Raw genomic sequence first — 20964 nt, 5'->3', positions numbered from 1 at the left:
ATGGTTTCATTTGCCAAGCGATATTCACTGCAGATCTTTTTATTTGTGCTTGTTCTCATATTTGCCATTGCGGCCACTTGGATGTATTGGCCGAAGAAGCAGGAGCTGCCGATTGAACGGAATGCTCCCGCCTTTTCGATGGAGAATGTGGATGGAAGCACGGTAACGCTTGCCGGTACGAACGGTAAGGTTCGCTTGTTTTATTTCTTTTTTTCACATTGTACCGATGTTTGTCCGCCGACAACCTACATGTTGAATGAAGTGCAGGATCTGTTGAAGGAGAAAGGAGTCTTTGGCACAGAGGCCAACCTCATCTCGGTCACCTTTGATCCACTTCGCGATACAAAGGAAAGGCTGATGACTTGGGCAACGGAGATGAACAAGGCTGATCTGAGCGGCTGGTACTTCTTGCGAGGCGATGAACAACAAACAGCAGAGCTGATGAAGGGATTCGGCTCTGCTGTGATGAAGGACAACGACGGCAATTTCTCTCACACGAATTTGGTGACCTTAGTCGATCAAGAAGGTCGTGTACGCAAGTACTATAATGCTAATGATCTAGAGATTACGGCTGAGACGATTGCTGATGGCGTCATGTCCCTCCTTAAATAATGCGCATGCATATAATCAAGCAAGCGGGGTTGGATCCGGATACACGATGTATTCCTCCAGCCCCGCTTTTTCTAGCTGCTGTATCATATACTCCTCAGGAGTACCTTCTACACCCGCGTAACCTCTTCGGGTATAGATATGTTCAGCGTCAGGGAAGGTATCACGAAGCACGCCGCGGATGCGTTTGCCGGATGGATCGTTATCCATGAACAAATACACGGTACGATCTCCTGCTTGCTTGAGCAAGGCTTCTGTCTTAGTGGTGTTAAGCGTTCCATATGTACACAGGATCAAGACGCGATCATCAACAAGCCTTCGCAAGCGGCTGCGGTCATTTTTTCCTTCCACGATGATGACGATATCCATAGGCTCACCTCAAGCTTTAGACGATTTCTTTATGTTAGTGTACCACAAGCAGCAGAATTGAATCTTGTCTCGACCTCTCACAAAAAACGAACGGCTTGCTGTTAACAGCAAGCCGTATGAGGAGAGAGCGAGATGACATATTAGAACAATCCGGCACGCAAGATAATGACCAAAAGGATATAAAGAACAAGAATTGTTCCAGTAGTCGTCCAGAGGCCAAATCCACCGTAGCCAGGACCGCCGCCTGCGCAAGGATCAACACAATGTGACATTCAATTCACCCCTCTTTCAAATCTCTAAGTCGTGAGACACAATGTATTCTATGTGGCTCTGGGGGAATCGTACTGTGCGTATACCCAATGCGTCCAAACTTAGGTAAACGCCTGTTTATTGGTCAACTGTGAACCCTATGTATGCTCAGTGATTTGGCTGGTCTTCTTATGACGCCTTCGTATTGGGTATCGTGGGAGTGCGAAGGGATGGCGGCAGAATGGCTTTGCGAGCAGGGATAAAAGTAACGGCAAGAATGAGCACCAAAAAAGCGATAAAGAACGGCGAGACATAGGCTCTTAGCTGCCCTGCCAGCAACGGGCCGGCAAACGAGCCGATGGATGAAGCAATGGACAGGTAGGAGAAGATGCGTCCATACTTTACGCCCCCGCTTAAGATTAGTAGATGGGCAGATAGGGCTGGCAATATGACGCCTTTTACCATGCCGATCATAAAGAGTGTGACAATAAGCGGAACAGGCCAATGCACGGCGATTAGGAAAAAGAGGAGCGATAAAATAAAGGTCCCGATCCACGTTCTAGCGTATGCAGGGTAATCGTTTAGAAAGAGCATGCTCAAGGTGCATAATGCGCCTAAGCTTACTGCCGTAAATAAAATTCCGGTATCCATGACGCTTTGAAGCTGGTTGCCGATGAAGGGAAGTTCAAAGAATAGGATGCCTTGCGAACAGGATATGGCTAATGGAAGCACATAGAAGCTCCACGGTACTTGTGGTTTCTTGACCACTGGTGCCAGCTTGTCAGGCTCCGTTAACGCTTGTTCTTGTTCATGATGAGCGGATGGATGCTGCTCAGGCTGCTTGATCATGAATATGGCTAAAAACCCGATGAAGATTAAGCCGATGCCAAGCGCCTGAAAGGCCATCGTAAACCCAATTTGGGACACAAGATAAGCCCCAGCAGCGGGAGATACGACAGAAGCAAGCGTATGGATAAGACCGTTGCCTGCCATGAGCTTGCCTTGCTCGACCTGGGACTTGGCATACCTGGCGAGCAGAGCAAGACAAGCAGGCGAAAGAAATGCAAGCACAAAGCCGCTAATGGAACGAACAACCAAGAGCTGCCATGGATTCGTGACATGTGCCTGGAAGATCATCAGAATCCCGGCTCCAATTAAGCTGATAATAATGAAGATTCGGCTGCCGAAGCGATCAATGCTGTGGCCCGCAATAAGATTGCCTGGTAAATGGGTGAAGGAGTATATGCCCATCATCAGTCCAATAAAAGAGGGGGCTGCTCCCAGTGATACGGCGAAAGGAGTCAGAATGGGATACTGGGCATGTAGATCAAAGAATGCGATGAACAAAAATAAGTAAAGCCAAACGACGGAACGCAACATCGTCACCTCCACATATGCTATGGTATTACTTGTACGCTTTGATGGACGAACTTAGACCCTTTATAATATGGAATGGTATGGTTACGATGGATTGGTCAATGCTGTATAATACGTCTGAATGCTTAATGGAAAGGGAGATTTGAGGCTTATGGATATGAATATGCTGTTTGAATTTATTCAGCAGAACTGGCTGATCTTTTTAATCGCACTGATTATATTGCTCGTTGTCGTCAACGTCGTGAAGACCATGGTGAAATGGGCGCTTGTCATTGTTATTGTCGCAGCTGTGGCTGTCTACAGCGGCATTTCGTGGAATGACATTAACCAAGTGGTTACCACTGTCAAGGATGAGACCGTACAAAAGTTGAAGGATCAAGCGATGCAGGCGATGGTAGATGAAGCGAAGACAGCGACCTACGAACGAAATGCTGACGGCAGCTTTGTGATTAAGTCTGATAATCTTGAGCTGAAGGGAACAGAAGGAAGCAGCAAGGTTGAGGTTGCCTTTAACGGTGTATCCCTTGGCAAGTGGGAGATCAACGATACGATCAAAGCATTTATGGAGACTGCGAAGCAGCGGTGATTGCCATGTGGAACGATATGATTCAAGCGAATGTCGTAACGATCCTTTTTTTGCTTATTTTGATCGTGAATATATGGAGAGGGATGAAGAGGGGCGGCACGGGTTCCATGCAGCACCTCTTTTTTACCATTATTGATGTCGCTTTGACGGTGCTTTCCATCTTTGTTGCGTATCAGATCTCACAGGCGTTCTCTCCTATCGTCTTAGACTGGCTGAAGAAGCTTGACCTTCAAGTGCCTGTCAAGGAGCTTGCCTGGTGGGAAAACATCTATTATACCGCTGTCATCAGCTTACGAGATCTTGCCTTGCTGCGATTTGCCGCGTTATTCCTGCTATTATATCTCGTCATTCGATCTGTGGCAGGCGGATTGGTCGGAGCTCTTTTCTACTTATGGTCGAACGATGAAGGGCGAGCAAGATCGCTTAGCAATGCTGACGGCAGCCAATCTTCAGCAGCCCGTTTTGGCAGCGGTCTTCTTGGAGCCCTTCTAGGCGGGATTACAGGCGCTGTGCGCATCCTGCTGCTCGTGGTGCTGTTGTTTGGATTTGTGACCTTGAATCCAGGCTCGCCTGTGAGCCGTCACATCCAGCAGTCCAACGCCTATCAGCTCGCTGCAGGTCAGGCTGTTGAACCCTTCGCAGGTGATTGGGTGACTGCCAATCTGCCTGTGTTTACAGCGGAGGTGAAGAATCAGCTTACGGCGCTGATGCAGCAGCGCTATGACGTCATTGATATTCAGCTGCCTAAGGATATCGAGAAGGCCGCCTTGGAAGTGACAAAGGATGCTGCAACCCAAGAGGAAAAAGCGCGCAAGCTCTATGATTGGGTGGGGAGCCGTGTGAGCTATGATTGGAATAAAGCCAATCAATATATCGAACAAAGGATATGGAAAGAGCAGACTCCACAGGATACATTTGAGACGAAAAAAGGCGTGTGCATCGATTATGCTCGTTTGTACGCGCTGATGGCGCGAGCAGTCGGCCTTGAGGTAAGGGTCGTAACTGGACTTGGCTATGATGGCAAAGGCGGATATGGTCCGCATGCATGGAATACTGTGCTTGTGGAGGACAAGGGCTGGATATCGCTTGATGCCACATGGGCGAGTACTGGAGATTGGTTCAATTCGCCTAATTTTGAATCGACGCATATTCCCGATCAGCAAGCTGCTTCTGGCACTTAGGATTATGGCTGTAGATGCCTTTGAGCCTGCGTTATGATTATGCTAAACTAGGGCTTGAGGTAAAAGGAAAGTCTCAAGAATGTAATGCAAGAAAGGAAGAAGCAGCTTTGAATCATTCGAACTCCGATGATCCACAGAAGAATGAAATTTCGAAGAGACGCCATTTTTCATTTCGGTTAAATGGCTTTTTCTTCTTTACGTTTGTTGTCTTTACCGTTCTCATTGTTCGATTGGCTATTCTGCAGTTTGTTGAAGGTCCAACGATGAAGGATGCGGAGCTTCGACTTAGCTACAAAGATAATCCGATCGCGCCTATGCGCGGAACGATCTATGATGCATCGGGGAAGTCTAGAATTGCTTATTCGACTTCCACCCAGTCCTTATATTTTAATATGGATAAAAACTACTCCACGGATGAAAACCGTGAGGAAGCCTTGAAGATGGCAAAGAAGCTTGAGGAGATATTCAAGACTTACGGGGACCCGAATGAGGAGCAGCTGACCGCGAAGGAAATTGAAGAGCGGATGGACCTTACGGCTCGTAAAAATTACAGCTGGACGCCGCGTCTCATTAAGACAGGGCTCTCCAACAAGGAGATTGCGTATTTCCTTGAAAATAAGCCTGAATTCAAGGCATTCGAGGTTGTTGAGGACAGCGTGCGCAACTATGACGAAGACAACGTAGCGGTGCAGCTGGTCGGTTATCTGAACAAGTTCAGCGGGGCACGCAATAATTTGGACTACTACAAGGATCTTTATGACAGGCGAAAAGAGCTTCCAGAGGAAATGCGCTATCTGGAAACAGAAGGAGTAGGCGCGGATGGGCTTGAGCTGATGTATCAGGAGCAGCTTCGCGGTAAAAATGGCTCGAAGAAGGTTCCAGTCAATGTCGCGGGCAGAAGCATCGGCCAAGTTGAAGTGACGAAGCCGGAGCGAGGCAATGATCTGTATCTGACGATTCACAAATCTGTGCAGGAGAAGACGGAGCAGGCGATAATGGATCACCTGCAGAAGCTTCGTACTTCGTCTAACTCCTTGGAGTACGCACCGAACGCGCGCTCTGGCTATGCGGTGGCAATGGAAGTGGATACGGGGAAAGTAGTAGCGATGGCGAGCATGCCGGACTATGATCCGAATGTGTGGAAAAATGGCTCCATCAGTTCAGCGGATTATAAGGAAAGCTCCCTCTTTATTACAAATGGTGCAATTCGAGAGGCGCCGGCTCCGTATCAGGATGACAAGGAACGAAGCAAGCATCCAGGCTCCCTCGTTTATCTTGGTTCGACGATGAAGCCGTTAAGCGTGCTTATTGGTCTTCAGGAAAAGCTGTTTGGACTCCATGAGACATACTTTGATCAGGGCTATGCGGAATTTGGACGCAAGGGCTATGAGACGAAGGTATGGAACTCCAGCAGAAAGTACAATGGCTATATCGATGCGGCTGAAGCGCTCCGGGTATCCTCCAATGCGTTCATGGTCGATATGATTGGTAAGCGGCTGTACTCGCGTCCGGACATTAACGGCGTAGAGGTATGGGATAAGTATATGGAGCAATTCGGCCTTGGCGTGCTGACTGGAAGCGGTCTGCCGCGTGAGATTGAAGGGAAGAAGGACTACTTGGTTGAAGCTGAGACAAACAATGCGCAGTCCGCGCTCGTTTATTCCTCCTTTGGCCAGCTTGGGAAGTATACTACGCTTCAGCTTGCACAGTTCGCTGCGACATTGGCGAGTCACGGCAAGCGCATGAAGCCGCAATTTGTTGACAAGATTGTGGATGCAAATGGCAATGTCGTGCAGGATTACAAGCCAGAAGTGCTAAACGAGATTCATTTTGACGATGCTTACTGGGACTTGGTGGAGCGAGGCATGAGCAAAGTAACGGCTCATGGCTTTGATGGTTTCCCTTATAATTTCACTCGGAAGACAGGTACTTCGCAGCAAAGTGTAGCAGGCAAGCTTGTAGAAAATGGGGTGTTTATCGCTTATGCGCCATCCGAGAATCCTAAGCTTGCTGTCGCGGTTGTTGTGCCAGAAGGCGGCTACGGCTCCTTCAGTGCTGCTCCGATTGCAAGACAAATCTTCGATGCTTATGATGAGGCGGTTGGGCTGACAGGCACACCGCGCAAGCCGGCAAATGATCAGGCTTCGACGACGGAAGAGTAAGCACTAATTCGTGAAGATGCTCGCAAGAGTTAGTTGATGGACTTGGCGATCATAGCTGTTATATCTTATCGTGCAGGACAGGCAAACCGTATGATTACGGAAGCCTGTCCTGTTTTTTTTGCTGTTTCAGCGCGTTTGACGCGCTAAAGAGGAGGAAATAGCGGCTAGAGCGCGTTTTTGGAGGTAGCGGCATTCGTGTAGAGGATGGAAACCGCAATCTCGCAAATTTCTTCAAACGGGTTCTTATAAAGATGTCCTGTATCGGCAGAGAAGGATATAGAGTCTCCTTTTTCCAGCAAACACGTTTCAGGGCCGACCTCAAGCTCCATCTTGCCGCTGAATACGGTAATGGATTCAATGACGCCAAGTCCATGAGGCTCGGAAGCATAGGAGCATCCAGGGTGAAGATTCGCCCGAAAGGTCTCAAGCGATATGCCAGGGGCTGCATACGTATTATGGGCTTCAAAGCGGTTGTGGTCTTCTCGAAAAGTCGGCTGATCCTCCGCCTTCAACACCTTTAAGGATGGGTTCTCAAAAATAAATGCGGTAAGCGGCACTTGCAGTCCAGAGGCAATCTTCCATAGCGTAGCCACCGTTGGATTAGAGGTGCCTCGCTCGATCTGGCTAAGCATCGGCTTGCTTACTCCAGTAAGCTCTGCAAGATCATCTAGGGTAAGATTAAGCTGCTGTCGATAGTGCCGCAAACGCTTACCAATGCGGTCTGAAATGAGATCTTTCTCCATAATAACCTCCTGTTACGATCGAAGTGTTTAATGTTAATCAATAATTATGATTTCTGACTAAAAATTGCACGAAATAGATCTTGAACTTGCTTAAAAATATGCTATATTATTCTTTGGGATTTAATATAACATATAAGGGAGAAGTCGCAGATGGCAGGCATTGCATCACCTAGAATAACAAAAGAACTCCGGTTGGGGAAAGAGTTTATGCGAGCAGCGGTTGATGTATTTCCGCTTGCCCTTAGTGTATTTACGTATGGCTTGGCCTTCGGTGCGCTTGCGAACAACACCAATCATTTTACCATGTTGGAAACGGTATTGATGTCGTTCTTCGTATTTTCCGGTGCAGGACAGTTTACGATCTTGTCGCTCTTGCAGCAGGATGCTACACTGTGGGCAATTGCCATTAGCACATTTTTAATCAATGCCCGCTATCTGATCTATGGACTATCCCTAGGAAGAAATCTAGCCCCATGCCATCGCGGCCATCTAATATGGCTTAGTCATGGGATTACAGACGAAAGCTATAGTGTAGGGACATTAGAATCTGAGCGGAGCAGGCTTGGGCTCGGATATTTGGCAGGTGCTGGCATGATGGTGCTGCTATCGTGGACTTTAAGTTCAGCCGCAGGCTATCAGCTTGGCGAGTTTATTGCAGATCCGGCTCGCTTTGGACTTGATTTTGCCTTTACCGCTGCCTTTATCGGCCTTTTGGTTGTGCTGCTTCGAACCAAGAGCCAATACATTGCGGCAATTCTCGCCTTAGTCGTGTCTGCTGCAGCTTACCACTGGCTCGGTACGTCAGGGGCGGTATTCGCTGGTGCGGCAGCGGCATTTTTCGTAGGGGTGTACGCCAAATGATCTCGATGGAGCTGCTGCTTGTTATTATCGTTGCGGCTGTGGCGACATACCTGACTCGTTACCCGAGTATGGTGCTAAGCCGCTATCTGAAGGTATCCCCGGCGGTGGAGCGAGGATTTCGCTATATGCCGATCGGCGTATTTGCTGCCTTGATTGCCCCAACCATTGTCTATCACCCTACAACCGCTGGACAGATCGAGTGGGCGTTCTATGCGGCGGTCGTCGTTGCGGTTCTGACGGCTTGGCTAACAAAGAGTGCTCTGTGGTCAATGCTGGCGGGCGTTCTGGTTATCGCCTTGCTGCGAATTGTGCTGTAGCATAGCTAGTTATGTCGTCACTTGCATGTTAATGAAAAAATCAACGGCTTAATCCATGACAGGGTTAAGCTTTTTTTTTGTTTATTGAGGAAAAAAAGGAGATGCAGAAGCTTTTCATAGTGGAGGAGAAGGCGTTTCTTCCCCCTTGCCCAAAAGTTGCACAAAAGAAACTTTATTGTATATATTAAAAATAAAGGCGTGTAGTAAAAACAACAACCACTCATAGGAGGAGGCGTTTACGATGAAAACATCAAAAAGGTGGAAAGGGCCGCTGAAACGATTCATCATGACCCTGCTCTATTTTTAAGCTGTTGCAAAGAGAGGGACATCAGGCTGTGCAAAATAAAAGGACGAATAAGCCGGGAAGAAGCGCTAAGGCGAGCAGCTTCTTTACCCGGCTTTGTGTTGTATTGGAATGAAGGATTCAAGGCAAGGCCTGTCTCAAATGATAGCAGCAAAGCTCTATTGTCATCTACGCATCTCATTATCAGATAAAAAGAGGTGCGGTCGCACAGGACGTTGATGTGAAGAGGGTGGTGGGCACGTCGCCTTGGTGGAGGGAATGGGATATGGTACAATGTCGTTATGTTATTTAGAGTCGGGACAGGAGTGATGACATGAGTCAATACGCATTGCTGGAGCTAGACATGGATGGTACGCTGCTGGATGATGAACAGCGTGTCAGTGATGAGAATAAACGAGCAATTGAAGAAGCCATGCGCGCAGGTGTGACGGTAATTCTATCCACTGGACGAGGCTTCGTCAATGCTGTGCCATATGCGGAGGAACTGGGTCTTACAGGTCCGATGGTTACCGTAAACGGCGGAGAGGTATGGAAGAATCCGAATGAGCTTCATCTTCGCCATCTGCTCGAACGAAGCAAAGTGCAGCAGATGTATGAGGTGTCTCAAAAATATGATACCTGGTTCTGGGCCTACTCCATTCAAGGCATATATAATAAGGAAAAATGGACAGCTGTGATTGAGAAGGAAGACTGGTTGAAGTTCGGCTATTATAACGAAGATGATGAGGTCCGCGGCAAGATTATGGACGAGCTTCATCAAATTGGCGGCCTTGAGCTGACCAATTCCTCTCCTTACAATATCGAGATCAATCCACTTGGCATCCATAAGGCAACGGGGGTGCAGTCCGTATGTGAGCTGCTTGGGCTCAGCATGGATCAGGTCGTGTCCATAGGAGACAGCTTGAACGATCTTGCGGTCATTCAGCAGTCAGGGCTTGGTGCGGCAATGGGAAATGCTCAGGATGCAGTAAAGGAAGCGGCGGACGTTGTCGTCGCTACAAATAATGAGCATGGAGTGGCTGAGCTGATTTACAAGTATATGCTGTAGCTCTTCTTAATGCGAACTCAGACACATTGCTATGCATTGTGATCGCTCTCGCGCAGGAAGAAACTTGGGAAGGAGGTTAATCCATGGTAGATGTTCTTGGTTGGATTCTCGTCATTGTGTTACTGTTAGTCGGTATGGGCGGTGCCACCTTTCCCATTCTTCCTGGAGCGCTAGCTATATATGGTGCGTTTTTTGTATATGGCTTGTTTTTTAGCTTTGAGCCATTTGGATTTTGGTTTTGGAGCATACAGACCATTATTGTCATTGTGCTGTTTGTTGCGGATTATGCCGTTAGCGCATGGGGCGTGAAGCGTTATGGAGGTTCAAGAGGGTCAGTGATTGGCAGTACGATTGGCGTCATTTTAGGCCCCTTCGTCATTCCGGCCTTCGGACTTGTTATCGGTCCTTTTCTCGGAGCGATGCTTGGCGAGGTGATTGCTGGATCATCGCTTGAACGCTCATTCAAGGCAGCAGTTGGTGCTGTCGTCGGATTGTTTACGAGTATGGTGACAAAATTCATTCTACAGCTTGTCATGATTGTGTTATTTGTAATATGGATTATTTAAACGATCTGATGTTAAGAGCCGTGAGCGGCTGAATTGAAAGTAGGGGAAAGAAGTTGGCGAAGGAGTCATTTATTAAAGGGACGCTGATTATAGCCGCAGCGACGTTAGTCACGCGGTTTCTCGGCTTGTTCCAGCGCGTGCCGCTTGAGCACATGCTTGGTGCCGTGGGGAATGCGGCGTTTGCAACCTCACAGAACGTGTATCTGCTTATTTTGGCGGTAGCCACAGCAGGTATTCCAAGCACTTTGAGTAAAATGGTGTCAGAGCGATATGCGCTCAATCAAGTCTATGAAGCGGAGCGTATTTATCGAGCAGCGCTATTATTTGGATTAATTTCAGGTGGCGCAGCGACATTGCTTCTTGTGCTGCTCGCCCCTGCATATGGCGTGATGAGCAAGCAGCCTGAAGCGGTGCTGGCCATTCGCTCACTCGCCCCGGCCCTTCTTCTGTTTCCGATGCTTGCGATGATGCGCGGGTATACGCAGGGTCGGAATATGATGGAAGCAAGTGGTGTTTCGCAGATTGTCGAACAAATTCTGCGAGTTGTGACGGCGATTGGGCTCGCTTACTTCTTAATGGCTGGCGGTCAAACGCAGGAAATCATTGCTGCTGGCGCCTCCTTTGGCGGCGTATTGGGGAGCGTTGGTGCCTTCGCTGTAATGATCTATTATTTGCGCAAGCTGCGTCGTATGGATCGTGAAGCAGGTGTTAGAGCAAGAAGAGAAGGCAGGGAGCATCTGAAGACGAGCAAGATCTTTGCTACGATATTTACGATGTCCATTCCGATTGTACTGGCTTCGCTTGCTGTTCCCGTCGTCAACTTTATTGATTCAACGATTACCGTTCCGCTACTATCTCCTGATGTGGGAGAAGAAACAGCGAAGTATTTGTACGGCATTCTCGGTCAGCGCGCGCAATCCATTGCAGGGATTCCACCTATCTTGGCTATTGCACTAAGTACATCTCTTATTCCGATCATTTCTTCGGCTTATGCTAAGCGTGACATGGACCATCTGAAGCGCCAAATTTCGCTTGCGATGAGAATCTCTGTTCTAAGCGGCATGCCTATCGTGCTGGCGCTAAGTGTTAGTGCTTATTCCGTGAATGGCTTGATCTTCAGTACACTGGATGGAGCAGGCATTATCGCGATGCTGACGCTGGGCACGATCTTCCAGATCACCATGATGACATCAAGCTCCATTCTGATTGGGCTCGGCAAAGCAGATATTGCCATGATCAGCGTAATCCTAGGGATGATCATTAAGCTTGCAGCAAGCTTCTTGTTTGCTCCGTTCTTTGGCATTTACGGGATTATTCTGGGGACAATGATCAGCTTCTTGATTATTACGTATCTTAATCTTCGAGTAATGAAGAAAATCGTACCCTTTGCAGTTATCGGCAAACGCTGGCCGGGCTTCCTGCTCGCTAGTGCTGTCGCTGGAGGCGTTGGCTATGGTATTGAGTGGTTTGGCGAATGGATTGCTAAGCTGCCGGCTGTACCGGACAAGCTTGCGTTTTTCTTTACAGCAGGCATAGCAAGTGTAGTGGTCATGATCGCATTCTTGATGGGGCTTATCTTCTTCCGCGTTATTCGCAGCAGTGAGATGAGCAGCTACCCTCGAATGGTACAAAAGGCGCTTCGACCATTTATGAAGCTGCAACGAAGCAGTGCCAGAGGCTAGCGCAAATATATCGTATTGAGTCGTATTCTTTATACGAAGGGATTAACGGATGTCTAAAAAAGGACCGTAACGCTCACCATTCCCTCAAGAGTTGATGGGGACACAGGAAGAGCTTACGGTCTTTTTTCTGGGCTGCTGCCCTTGTTTGCAGTCTGCAGCGCATACAACGCATGAAGCTCTTCCCACATTCGTTCGTGAAGCTTCGTCATCTCGCATGACAGAGGAGGGAGAGGCGCTTGCAAATATTGGAGCGGCTCGCTGCTGCACAGCCAGTCCCACGTCTCAAGCGGAGCATGCCGCTCGTCCTTGTAGACTTCATTAAGCTTCGGACTATATAGAAGTGATTGGTTGTCTCCTCCTTTGGACAGCCTGCATGCTGTGAAGCGATGCGGCCAATAGTCCATGCGGGAACCCGTATGCGGGACAGCCCTTGCAAAATGAAGAGCACCTTCGAGTACCTCTTCTTGATGGAAGAGTATGGCGTACAGCTGTTTGCCAAAGGCAATTCGTTCAGGAAGGTGATGGAATCGCTCCAGCGTTAGCCCGACAAGCGGAGTTGGCGCATAAGCAGAAGGTATGGTTGTTGGAAATACAACCTGATTCATTTGCAGCCAGCCATGGGCTTTGAAATCCATGTGATCCAGCACTTTTTGCTGGTAGCTGGGGTGCTGAACAACTTTGCCTTCAATGACATGCTGCTCATTAATAATAAGAGCGATGGTAAGCAAAGCGCTGTTAGGTTGGATCCAAAACGAATCCCATATCGGCTTCATGAAGCTTGAGACCTTGAATTCAGGCAGCAAATGAAACAAGCTTCTTCCTTGTCTTCGGCTCTCGGCATAGAGCAGGAGTTGGGGATAAGCATCGTGAAATATCATGGCATTGCAGCGCTCAAGCAGCCGATAGCTCCAATGCCGATATTCATTTGACATGAGAGCTTTCAGGATATCACTCTTAAGGTCTGTCATGCTCCAACCGCCATTGCGGGAAACCATATGCGCCAGCAAAGCCCAGTGAAGCTCAGGGAATTTCTCGTATATGCGGTGGTAAGCCGTTGTTCGTGTAAGGTTATTGCGATTGAGATTCATGACGGTGCGTTCAATATTCGATATGATCAGCCTTTCTTTTCTAGACAATAAAGGAGGCGCAAGCTGCTCCATCTTCCGTTGATCCATGCAGCGCATCCGTTCCTGCTCGGTGATGGTTCGCTTAATGAGCTCTGCAGCGCGGTCCGCCTGAAGGTTGTTCCATTGAAGCGAAGCGGGAGGGACTAGGTTTATATGCTGACGAAGATGGACAAGCTTCTGCAGGAGCAGCTCTTTTCCTGTTCCAAGCATCTGTTGAATCAAGCGAATAACAGACAGCCAAGGGGGCGGATTGGTTGTATTCACAGCAAGGCTCCTCCTTCTCTTTCACGTTTTTTCAGCGTCCTTACACCTTCTGGATCGCTCCTTGCAATCGTTCAACAACTAGTATGCCCGATCAAATGCTTTTATCAGCATGGCGATCAGCGACCCATTTTACAAGGTGTGATTTATGTTATAATAAGTCCAACAGAAGGAGTGGTTGAACATGGAGAAGGTACAAACGGCAGAACGTTTTAACGAATGTATTGCAAATGAAGGAAGCACCGTAGCTGTATTCAAGACTAGCTGGTGTACAGACTGTCACTATATTGAGCCTTTTATGCCTGAGCTGGAGCAAAGCTACAGCGATATTCAATTCATTGAGGTCGATGCTGAAGCGCTTGTTGATATTGCGCAAAGCTATCATATTATGGGGATTCCAAGCTTTGTTGCCTTTAAAGGCGGCAAGGAAACGATTCGCTTTGTTAACAAGCTTCGCAAAACGAAGCCTGAGATTGAACAGTTCTTGGACCGTGCATTGGAAGTATCTTCTGCGCTCGGGAAATAACGGTTTGTTCACCACATCATGCACAACTATGCGCTTGCCAAACACAAGGCTCTTATCCGATCGGATAAGGGTCTTTTTTGCCTGGATAAGGTTCCGTCTAATTGTCCTAAGCGCTGCACTAGCGGTCTAATATTGAGCAGATATGGGCATGAACTCAACCTTTTAACGGTGTTAAAAATGTCACAAAATAGTCGAACAATCTACAACATTTTCCGTTATAATGAAATTAATTGGAATGTTATGCCACTTTCGGCAGCGATCCAAATTGAATAATGGGTCAGGTGAAACGAGTGAAGACGAATCTTACGATCCAGATCAAAAGACTCGCTTACGCCGTATGTATTGGCATGTTCCTTGTCGTGCTGAATGGGGCATTGGTGACGAAGACCGAATCTGGCTTAGGCTGTGGAACGGACTGGCCGCTTTGCAATGGGAAGTTTGTTCCCGCCTATACAATAGAATCTATGGTGGAATATTCCCACCGTGCCGTGACAGGTGTGGTAGGGCTGATGGTGCTGGCTGTCTTTGTAATGGTTTGGCGCCATATGAAGGAGAAGCGGGATGCCTTCATGTATGCTTCTTCGATCCTATTCTTTACAATCGTTCAGGCCATTATGGGAGCGCTTGCGGTCGTTTATACGCAGAATGCAGCGGTTATGGCTCTTCATTTTGGATTTTCATTGCTCGCTTTTGCCTCATCCTTTTTGCTTGCAGCAGCCATGCGCCGATATGCGGGTGAACTTGATGAGAGTGCACAGCTGGGGACGAAGCCGCCTTCATCGAATGCTTCTCATGCCTTTGTAACGGAGACGTTCCGATACGGGATTTGGCTGACGCTTCTGTATACGTACATAGTGGTTTATTTAGGCGCATTTGTGCGCCACACCGAATCCTCTGGCGGCTGTATGGGCTGGCCGCTCTGCAACGGTGAAGTCATTCCCGATCTGTCGGGCGGCACGTTGATTGTGTTTATGCATCGCGTGGCAGCTTTGCTGCTGTTTATATTGGTAGCGTGGGTTGCCCATATTGCCTATCATCACTACAAGCATATTCCGGAGATTCGGTCATGCGGGGTGTGGTCGCTTGTGCTGTGTGCAGGGCAAGTATTAAGCGGAGCGCTGGTTGTGTTTACAATAACGGATGAGAATCTTCTGCTGTTTTCAAGCCTGCTGCACACTGTATTTATTTGCGGACAATTTAGCTTGTTATGCCATATGAGCATCAGGGCGTGGCAGTGGCGTGATCAACGTCAAGGCATTCCATCAGACTCTTCTAAGCAGCATGTAATCTGAATCTTCTCTAAATCTTCATGATGATCGAATATGCAAAAAGCAGACCTTTGTCAGGAACGCACCGATGCGTTTTTAGGGTCTGCTTTTTGAATGATTCCACAGCAACATGGATATTTGGTTGTTTGTAATGGATGGGTCGAATATCATAATCATCGTGGGTGAGCTTATGCTCCTTTAGGCTGCTGATCGGCTTCCGCCTCGCTGCCCTCTCCCAGAAATACAACAGCGCAGGCAGCTCTTGCTGCTTCAAGCCAGCGTGGATTCCAGCGAACAGGCGCTTCATTCTTTCTATTGTATCTCGTTGCTTTTGCTTTGGTTTCGTTAAGATGATGCGTTGTTTTCATTTGACGTTCCTCCTTTGAATTTCTTGTTGCTGTGGCTTGATGTTTTCATTGTAAAGGATACAGGAACGATGGAGCCATAGTTTGAGCTTACGCGATTCTTACAATGTCGTCATCTCTGATTTCTTCTTATATTGTGACAACTGAAGTCAGATGCTTGGGATTCGCTTCGAAAACGATTATACTTAAGACTATGAGTGCTCCGTGCCGTCCTATGTTTCCAGAATGGAAATAAACATGCGTAAAGAAGCTCATGATGATGGATGTGAACGTGGAGCATCATCCATTTCGTATGATAGGATTTGTCTTGTCTAAGGAGGACCATAATGGCATTTACCAATATTCGATCATTTGTTGAACAGCTCAAGCAAGAACAGGATATCGCGATTATTGATACGCCTGTCGATCCGTATCTTGAAATTGCGGAGATTCATCGCAGAGTCATCGCTGAGCAAGGGCCGGCCCTTCTTTTTACCAACGTCAAGGGAAGCCCGTTTCCGGTGGCAACCAATTTATTTGGCACAATGCGCCGTGTGGATATGTCGTTTGGCACGAAGCCAGAACAATTCGCGAATCAGGCGATTGAGGCCATACATAAGCTGATGCCGCCTACGCCGAAGAAGCTGTGGGATCAGCGCTCCATGTTTTTTGATTTGTTAAAAGTAGGGTTGAAGACGGTATCGCCGAACCAAGCGCCGATTATGCAAGTCCGCAAAACCGATAAGCCCTTGGAAGGACTTCCTGCGCTGACCAGCTGGCAGCTTGACGGAGGCCCTTTTATTACGCTTCCGCTTGTGTATACAGAGCATCCAACCTTAGGTTCAAGTGATCATAATTTAGGCATGTATCGCATTCAGATCTATGATGATCACACCACTGGCGTGCATTGGCAGATTCAAAAAGGGGGCGGCTTCCATTATCATGAAGCAGAGAAGCTCAATCAGGATTTCCCGGTATCGGTCATTGTAGGGGGCCCGCCTTCCTTGATCGCTTCTGCGATTGCGCCGCTGCCAGAGAAGCTGCCTGAGCTGCTTATGGCTTCCTTTATGCTTGGCGAACGTCTCCCTGTAGTAGACAGCGGCTTCGGCGGACATCGAATTCCTGCGGAAGCAGACTTTGTTATCCAAGGTTTTGTGCCGCCGCATGTTCGACGTCCAGAGGGGCCATTTGGCGATCATTACGGCTATTATTCATGGGTGCATGACTTCCCTGTGCTGAATGTGAAGCAGATGTATCACCGCAAGGATGCGATCTATCCGGCAACGATAGTAGGCAAGCCACGCCAGGAAGATTACTTCCTTGGCGAGTATCTGGTGCGTCTCTTGTCGCCAGCGTTCCCATTTGTCATGCCTAGCGTGCGCAAGGTTCATCCTTACGCAGAGACAGGCGTTCATTCAATGGCTGCTGCGGTTGTGCGTGAATCCTATTCCCGTGAAGCGCTTATGTCAGGCTTTAGAATCCTGGGCGAAGGACAGCTCAGCTTAACGAAGTTCTTGTTTTTAACAGATCAGATGGTGGATCTTGAGAACTTCCCGCAGCTCTTGGAGTCTGTGCTAGCACGCTTTAAGCCAGAGTCGGATCTATACGTTATTAACAATACGTCTCATGATACTCTTGATTATACCGGACATAAGCTTAATCATGGCAGCAAGGGAATCATGCTGGGGGTAGGAGAACCTGTTCGCGAGCTCCCGCACGAGTATACGGAAGGGGTCATTGAGGAGATTCAGGATGTGGCTCCGTATTGCGGCGGCTGCCTTGTCATGTCTGGCGCCAGCTACGAGCAGGAGCCTGAGCTTGCCTTACGCCTCATGCAGCGTCTTGCGGACAAGGGAACCGAGTGGCCGCTCGTCTTCCTCGTCGATGATGCAAAGACGACGGTGCAGAGCCAGCTAGAATTCCTATGGGTCGTATTTACTCGATTCAATCCGGCTTCTGACATCTATGCCGCTTCCGAAGTTCGTCAGCACCATCTGAGCTATAAGCTCCCGATCGTTATTGATGCGCGGATGAAGCCGGGCTACCCAGATGAGCTTATCCCTCGCGAGGATATTGTGGAACTGGTTGATGAGCGCTGGAAACAATATTTCCCGAACGGACTTCACGGCAAAGGTTGATCAGCGAATCGTTGGATATACTATACGTTACTTCGCAAAGGACAACGGGAAAGAGTGGAGGATTGACCATGCTTCGAATGATCTTCGGTGAGGAGCCGCGCAAAGATGAGGGATTGTTGAAGGATGCCATGAATGCAATGGACAAGTACCTTGTCTATCTCAGGCAGGAGATCGCTAAGGATGGGGATCCTAATCATCGCTATCGTCAATTAGAGATCTGGACTGTTGGACTGAAGACATCGCTGGATGAGCTGGAGCAAAGCTTGTATGTGGCTGATCGCTTCGCGGATCGGGTGACGAAGGCTTATCAGGCTGAGATGAGTGAGAATGAGCTGGATGACTATTACCGGCATGTCTATTTTTATAAAAATGGGTTTATCCGTGTGTTCTCGATACTTGATAAGGTGGGGAATGTCGTGGATGATGCGCTGTTTCTTGAGACGGAGAAGATCAAGCAGCGCTTCTCTTTCTTTACCGTGTTGAGGAATATGGAGCATAAGAAGGTGGCGCAGGGGCTGTTCAATCGTCTTGCTGTGATAAAAGAGGAATATCGGCTTCCCCTGCAGCACCTCCGCAAGCGGCGCAACACAGAGATTCACCATATGAACACAGAAATGCAAGATGATTTGTGGCAGCGCCATCGAAGCTTGAAGGAGAAGCTTAAGCTCGAAAATATCGATGAGCACATGGAGGATCTAAGACAAGGCTTTGTGGCGGTATGCCGCATCCTTGTTGAGATTTTTGCTTACCTTGAACGCGAGAGAGCGGTCAGACCTAAGCCCAAAAGACATGTGACGAGGCGTCGAAAAAGTACGTAAGCAACTAAAGCCGAAGATCCGGATGGAAAACAAGTATGGATAACCATAAAACCAACAAGTGAGAAACGGCAGTCCCGGTTCATATAGTAAAGGCTCTTGATGAAATCGAACTTATGCTATCTTCACTATTCCAATGATTTAATTCGAATTGTTTGTCTATGTCAATGTGTTTCTAGCTGGCATTCAGAAAAATTCAGAAAACTTGCAAAAAGTTAAAAAATGTATGTTGACATGCTTAATTCCGTCTTATATACTGTGAATTAACTTCAAATCAACCATTTTTTCTTATCCAGAGAGGCGGAGGGACAGGCCCGATGAAGCCCGGCAACCGATCGTGCGAGCCCGGACATGCATTACTGCAATGCATGCTTGCACGGTGACTATGGTGCTAATTCCTTCAAGACACGTATGTGTCTTGGCAGATGAGAAAAGGGAGCATCCTTATTTCGCATGTTTGATATCGTCGAGGAACCCCCTTTTGGCAGCTGCCAAAAGGGGGTTTTTGCATGAATAAGGCAATTCGCGTGAATCGCTTGCTGAGATGAGACGAGTTGGGATTGGAGGAAATGGGCATTTCAATTGACCCTCGTTAGATTGATGGGTTGCCCGTGAAATGCACATGATAACACAAGGAAGGAAGGTGTTAGCACCTTGATTGAAATTAGACAATTATCGAAGCGCTACCCAGGCAAGGGCAAGACAGAAGGTCTGCTCGCCTTGGATCGCATCGATCTTCACATAGAAGCTGGTGAGATCTACGGCATTATTGGACATTCAGGAGCAGGGAAGAGTACGCTGCTTCGCACCATGAATTTGCTCGAGCGGCCAACAGAAGGAAGCATTCAGGTGGCGGGTATCGAATTAACGCAGTTGAACAAAAAAGAGCTTCAGCAGCAGCGAAGCAAAATCGGGATGATCTTTCAGCACTTTAACCTGCTGTCATCCGCTACGGTTTACGACAACATTGCCTTCCCTTTGCAGCTGGTGAATACACCGAAGCACAAGGTGGATGCCAAGGTGAATGAATTGATTCGCTTGGTAGGCTTGGAAGCGCACCGGGATAAATATCCGGCACAGCTCTCAGGCGGCCAGAAGCAGCGGGTAGGCATCGCGCGGGCCTTGGCAAATGATCCTAAGGTACTGTTGTGTGATGAGGCGACGTCAGCGCTTGATCCACAGACGACCCAGTCCATCTTAAGCTTGCTTTTGCAGATCAATAAGCAGTTTGGCATTACAATTGTGCTGATCACGCATGAGATGCACGTTATTCAAACGATATGTGATCGAGTAGCAGTCATTCATGGGGGACGTATCGTGGAGCAGGGGAAAGTGGTTGATGTATTCTTGAAGCCATCACATGCGGTGACACAAGAGTTCATTATGGAGGAGAATCACTTGGGCGACCTGTCCTCATGGGTTAGCTTCAAGAACGGGCAAGGGGTTCATTCTAGGATTATGAAGATTCATTATCTTGGCGAGGTAACCTATGAGCCGATTCTTCATCGAGTGCTGTCCGCTGCAGGTATTGAATTTGCGATCCTGCAAGGAACAATCTCGCGCATGAAGGATGTCCCTTATGGTCAGCTGATCATCCGCATGGATGGCAAGGAAGAGGCGCTTCGGCATGCCGCAGTAGCGCTCGCTGAACAAGGACTTGAAGTGGAGGTGCTGGCCTAATGTTTGCAGAGCTATGGAATGAGATAAGCTGGAGCGAGGTATCGAAGGCCTCCACAGAAACGCTGAGCATGCTGGGCTTCTCCGTGCTGTTTACCCTGCTGCTTGGGCTGCCACTTGGTATATTCCTGTATTTAACAAGCCGATCGAAGGCGGTATGGGTGCAGATCATTCATAATGTACTATCCGTTGTCGTAAATATTCTTCGTTCGGTGCCTTTTATCATTTTGATGATCGCAATCATTCCATTAACGAAGACTCTCGTAGGAACCTCAATTGGGATCAAAGGGACAATTCCTGCTCTTGTATTAGCTGCAGCACCGTTCTTTGCCCGCTTAGTCGAGACTTCGCTACGTGAAGTGGATCGCGGGGTTATCGAAGCCGCGCAAGCGATGGGCGCTTCGACTTGGCAGATCGTACGCAAGGTATTGCTGCCTGAAGCGATGCCAGGACTCATAGCCGGCTTAACGATTACAGCTGTAACCCTGGTGTCCTATACAGCCATGTCGGGCTTTGTCGGCGGCGGGGGTCTTGGAGATCTAGCGATCCGATACGGATACCTGCGCTACGAAGCCACGGTGATGGTCGTGGCAATCATCGTACTCGTGCTGATGGTTCAAGCCTTGCAGTGGATTGGTGATGCTTTTGTCAAACGCTATACGAGAAAGTAAATTACGTTAAATCGCTCGCTTCGAGCTTTTTATATCTTCATCCAAGTTAGTCATATCGAACACCAATTATCGTTGCATTGAAA

The 20964-nt window shown here is 48.2% G+C and carries 21 protein-coding genes and 1 riboswitch; of the genes, 15 read left to right on the top strand and 6 right to left on the bottom strand.

Annotated elements, in window-relative coordinates; translation table 11 throughout:
- The gene (locus B9Y93_RS20960) at positions 1-612 is read left to right on the top strand and encodes an SCO family protein (RefSeq protein ID WP_085497897.1); all 612 of its coding nucleotides are present in this window, start codon (positions 1-3) and stop codon (positions 610-612) included.
- A gap of 15 nt (positions 613-627) precedes the next feature.
- Here B9Y93_RS20960 and B9Y93_RS20955 read toward each other — a convergent pair whose 3' ends face one another.
- The 3 genes from B9Y93_RS20955 to B9Y93_RS20950 form a co-directional block, all read right to left on the bottom strand.
- Complete coding sequence (locus B9Y93_RS20955) at positions 628-978, bottom strand: toprim domain-containing protein (protein WP_085497894.1); 351 nt, start codon at positions 976-978, stop codon at positions 628-630.
- A gap of 140 nt (positions 979-1118) precedes the next feature.
- The gene (locus B9Y93_RS24400) at positions 1119-1250 is read right to left on the bottom strand and encodes a sporulation protein YjcZ (protein ID WP_139829201.1); all 132 of its coding nucleotides are present in this window, start codon (positions 1248-1250) and stop codon (positions 1119-1121) included.
- A 166-nt stretch (positions 1251-1416) separates the two neighbouring features.
- A complete protein-coding gene (locus B9Y93_RS20950) occupies positions 1417-2604 on the bottom strand; it encodes an MFS transporter (protein WP_085498025.1) in 1188 nt (395 codons plus the stop codon).
- A 151-nt stretch (positions 2605-2755) separates the two neighbouring features.
- Between B9Y93_RS20950 and B9Y93_RS20945 the strand changes: the two genes are divergently transcribed.
- The 3 genes from B9Y93_RS20945 to B9Y93_RS20935 all read left to right on the top strand — a co-directional run bounded on the left by B9Y93_RS20945 (position 2756) and on the right by B9Y93_RS20935 (position 6533).
- A complete protein-coding gene (locus B9Y93_RS20945) occupies positions 2756-3190 on the top strand; it encodes an ATPase (RefSeq protein WP_085497892.1) in 435 nt (144 codons plus the stop codon).
- A 5-nt stretch (positions 3191-3195) separates the two neighbouring features.
- The gene (locus tag B9Y93_RS20940) at positions 3196-4371 is read left to right on the top strand and encodes a transglutaminase domain-containing protein (protein WP_085498023.1); all 1176 of its coding nucleotides are present in this window, start codon (positions 3196-3198) and stop codon (positions 4369-4371) included.
- A gap of 107 nt (positions 4372-4478) precedes the next feature.
- Positions 4479-6533, top strand: coding sequence for a peptidoglycan D,D-transpeptidase FtsI family protein (locus B9Y93_RS20935; RefSeq protein WP_085498021.1), 2055 nt, complete (start codon positions 4479-4481; stop codon positions 6531-6533).
- Positions 6534-6697: 164 nt separating this feature from the next.
- Here the strand turns inward: B9Y93_RS20935 and B9Y93_RS20930 are convergent, their stop codons facing one another.
- On the bottom strand, positions 6698-7276 hold the full coding sequence (locus tag B9Y93_RS20930) for a helix-turn-helix domain-containing protein (RefSeq protein ID WP_085497889.1): 579 nt from the start codon (positions 7274-7276) through the stop codon (positions 6698-6700).
- 150 nt (positions 7277-7426) lie between these two features.
- Here B9Y93_RS20930 and B9Y93_RS20925 point away from each other — a divergent pair, with 150 nt between their 5' ends.
- From B9Y93_RS20925 to B9Y93_RS20905, 5 genes are all read left to right on the top strand, one after another.
- Positions 7427-8137 (top strand): AzlC family ABC transporter permease, encoded by a 711-nt coding sequence (locus tag B9Y93_RS20925; protein WP_085497887.1) that lies wholly within the window; start codon positions 7427-7429, stop codon positions 8135-8137.
- Positions 8134-8454, top strand: coding sequence for an AzlD domain-containing protein (locus B9Y93_RS20920; protein ID WP_085497885.1), 321 nt, complete (start codon positions 8134-8136; stop codon positions 8452-8454). Before B9Y93_RS20925 ends, B9Y93_RS20920 begins: the two co-directional genes overlap by 4 nt.
- Positions 8455-9071: 617 nt before the next feature.
- Entirely contained in the window at positions 9072-9806 is a 735-nt protein-coding gene (locus tag B9Y93_RS20915; protein ID WP_085497883.1) for a Cof-type HAD-IIB family hydrolase, read from the top strand.
- A gap of 83 nt (positions 9807-9889) precedes the next feature.
- The gene (locus tag B9Y93_RS20910; RefSeq protein ID WP_085497881.1) at positions 9890-10372 is read left to right on the top strand and encodes a DUF456 domain-containing protein; all 483 of its coding nucleotides are present in this window, start codon (positions 9890-9892) and stop codon (positions 10370-10372) included.
- Positions 10373-10425: 53 nt separating this feature from the next.
- Positions 10426-12054, top strand: a complete 1629-nt coding sequence (locus tag B9Y93_RS20905) for a putative polysaccharide biosynthesis protein (protein ID WP_085497879.1) — start codon at positions 10426-10428, stop codon at positions 12052-12054.
- Positions 12055-12167: 113 nt separating this feature from the next.
- On the opposite strand, the gene B9Y93_RS20900 is transcribed toward B9Y93_RS20905, so the two are convergent.
- Positions 12168-13445, bottom strand: coding sequence for a DUF2515 family protein (locus B9Y93_RS20900; protein ID WP_097676322.1), 1278 nt, complete (start codon positions 13443-13445; stop codon positions 12168-12170).
- A 181-nt stretch (positions 13446-13626) separates the two neighbouring features.
- On the opposite strand from B9Y93_RS20900, the gene B9Y93_RS20895 reads away from it, so the two are divergent.
- Complete coding sequence (locus tag B9Y93_RS20895) at positions 13627-13968, top strand: thioredoxin family protein (protein WP_085497878.1); 342 nt, start codon at positions 13627-13629, stop codon at positions 13966-13968.
- A gap of 272 nt (positions 13969-14240) precedes the next feature.
- Positions 14241-15260 (top strand): COX15/CtaA family protein, encoded by a 1020-nt coding sequence (locus B9Y93_RS20890; RefSeq protein ID WP_085497876.1) that lies wholly within the window; start codon positions 14241-14243, stop codon positions 15258-15260.
- Between the two features lie 164 nt (positions 15261-15424).
- Here B9Y93_RS20890 and B9Y93_RS20885 read toward each other — a convergent pair whose 3' ends face one another.
- Complete coding sequence (locus B9Y93_RS20885) at positions 15425-15604, bottom strand: hypothetical protein (protein WP_085497875.1); 180 nt, start codon at positions 15602-15604, stop codon at positions 15425-15427.
- A gap of 323 nt (positions 15605-15927) precedes the next feature.
- On the opposite strand from B9Y93_RS20885, the gene B9Y93_RS20880 reads away from it, so the two are divergent.
- The 4 genes from B9Y93_RS20880 to B9Y93_RS20865 all read left to right on the top strand — a co-directional run bounded on the left by B9Y93_RS20880 (position 15928) and on the right by B9Y93_RS20865 (position 20881).
- On the top strand, positions 15928-17718 hold the full coding sequence (locus B9Y93_RS20880) for a UbiD family decarboxylase (RefSeq protein WP_085497873.1): 1791 nt from the start codon (positions 15928-15930) through the stop codon (positions 17716-17718).
- 68 nt (positions 17719-17786) lie between these two features.
- Entirely contained in the window at positions 17787-18536 is a 750-nt protein-coding gene (locus tag B9Y93_RS20875; RefSeq protein ID WP_085497870.1) for a Cthe_2314 family HEPN domain-containing protein, read from the top strand.
- 282 nt (positions 18537-18818) lie between these two features.
- Positions 18819-18965: riboswitch (SAM riboswitch) on the top strand.
- Positions 18966-19187: 222 nt separating this feature from the next.
- Positions 19188-20213: a methionine ABC transporter ATP-binding protein gene (locus B9Y93_RS20870; protein ID WP_085497867.1), complete on the top strand. Its 1026-nt coding sequence runs from the start codon at positions 19188-19190 to the stop codon at positions 20211-20213.
- The gene (locus B9Y93_RS20865) at positions 20213-20881 is read left to right on the top strand and encodes a methionine ABC transporter permease (RefSeq protein WP_085497865.1); all 669 of its coding nucleotides are present in this window, start codon (positions 20213-20215) and stop codon (positions 20879-20881) included. The genes B9Y93_RS20870 and B9Y93_RS20865 overlap by 1 nt, the downstream gene beginning before the upstream one ends.
- Positions 20882-20964 lie beyond the last annotated feature (83 nt).

The sequence above is a fragment of the Paenibacillus aquistagni genome (assembly GCF_900177815.1).
Taxonomy (GTDB): domain Bacteria; phylum Bacillota; class Bacilli; order Paenibacillales; family Paenibacillaceae; genus Paenibacillus_B; species Paenibacillus_B aquistagni.
The sequence above is the reverse complement of the archived record's forward strand: the minus strand, read 5'-3'. Positions and strand labels throughout refer to the sequence as shown.